This window comes from Acinetobacter sp. 228 (assembly GCF_048147885.1).
Genome location: NZ_JAYWYV010000230.1, coordinates 1 through 1,468, shown reverse-complemented (window position 1 = coordinate 1,468; position 1,468 = coordinate 1). Strand labels below are relative to the sequence as shown.

General features: G+C 39.6%; 2 protein-coding genes and 1 pseudogene. 1 reads left to right on the top strand and 2 read right to left on the bottom strand.

Features of this window, described 5'->3' with window-relative positions; genetic code table 11:
• Nucleotides 1-205: aldehyde dehydrogenase family protein (locus VXQ92_RS17670; RefSeq protein WP_416682688.1), on the top strand; the 205-nt coding region annotated here is incomplete at its 5' end.
• A gap of 106 nt (nucleotides 206-311) precedes the next feature.
• Here the strand turns inward: VXQ92_RS17670 and VXQ92_RS17665 are convergent.
• Nucleotides 312-1,286, bottom strand: coding sequence for a LysR substrate-binding domain-containing protein (locus tag VXQ92_RS17665; RefSeq protein ID WP_000912183.1), 975 nt, complete (start codon nucleotides 1,284-1,286; stop codon nucleotides 312-314).
• A gap of 20 nt (nucleotides 1,287-1,306) precedes the next feature.
• A pseudogene (locus VXQ92_RS17660) lies at nucleotides 1,307-1,468 on the bottom strand (hydrolase); the annotation flags it as partial.

Below are 1,468 nucleotides of genomic sequence, written 5' to 3'. Positions count from 1 at the left end.
TTTGTTTACTCAAAGCACAGCTCGTCAATGGCGAGTAGGGGAGGCACTTGAGTACGGTATGGTCGGCATTAACACGGGCGCGATTTCAAACGAAGTTGCTCCGTTTGGCGGCGTAAAACAGTCAGGTCTAGGCCGTGAAGGTTCAAAATTCGGCATCGAAGAATATGTCGAAATGAAATACCTCTGCGTAGATTTATCTGAGTAAGGAATAAAGCGAGTTTGCTTTGTTCTGAACGAAAACATGCAGTTATACTGCATGTGATGTTTCACAAAAAAAAACGGTCCTGCCCATTCATGACCGGTTTTTTTATTTAAGTCGGCAAATATCCTTCATGGCTTTCGGGTAAACGTCTGAGTTCTTCAATGAGGGTTTCAATGAGTTTTTCGACCACCAGACGTTGCCCTTTTCGGGACACATAAACCAGTTGTAGCATACCAATATTCGACTTCCAGTCAGGAAGAATATGAACCAGTGTTCCTTTACGAATTTCCGATTCAACGGTTAAAAAAGGAAGATCTGCAATACCTAAACCATCCATTACGGCATAGTAAACACCTGCCAAGTCATTACTTTTAATTCGTGGTTGATAAGGAACATCAACCGATTCACCATTACGTATATTGCATAAATGCCAAATATAATTTTGCTTTTGTGTGCCTAAGCTAATACTTGGAAAGTCCTGTAATTCGGAATAATGCTTAATGGTGCGACCTTGCAGTAATTCAGGCGAAGCCACCAGACAGTGATCAGTTTTAATCACATCACGAACAATCAAATTTGAATCTTCATTCGGTTCAAAATTGGTTCGAATCGCAAGGTCGATGTCATCATGCAAGATATCTACTCGACGGCTGGTTAGCTCAAGAGATATTTCAACTTTAGGGTAGGTTTTTAAAAACTGATTTAAAATTTTTCTAATTTGAAAATGCATCATTAAAGGTGGGCAGCTTACTTTTACCAAACCTTGAGGCTCACTTTTTTGCTTTAATAACACGTTCTCTGCACATTCAACTTGAGCAATGACTTTGCAGCATTCCTCGTAAAACTCTTGACCTAAATCGGTCACTTTAAAATGGCGGGTTGTTCTTTGAATCAGGCTGACATTAAATTTATTTTCAAGGTCAATAATGCGTCGGCTGAGCTTGGATTTACTAATATTTTCGGCCTCACTGGCAGCACTAAAGCCGCCGTGTTTCACGACCAAATAGAAATAATAAAAATCATCAAAAGAGCTTATCAATGTCCGTTCAACCCATTTAAATTCAAGATTAGAATGCTTAAGCATTCTAATCTTGGCAGTAGAACTTATTTTTGGCTAGTGTTGTGATTGTAACTTGAAATCAGGTTACGGTAGTCAGGGATATGATTTGAGAACAATGTACCCAAACCTTCAATATCATTACGCCAGTCACGGTGTAATTCACACGCCATACCGAACCAAGTCATCAGCTGAGCACCTGCTTTAGA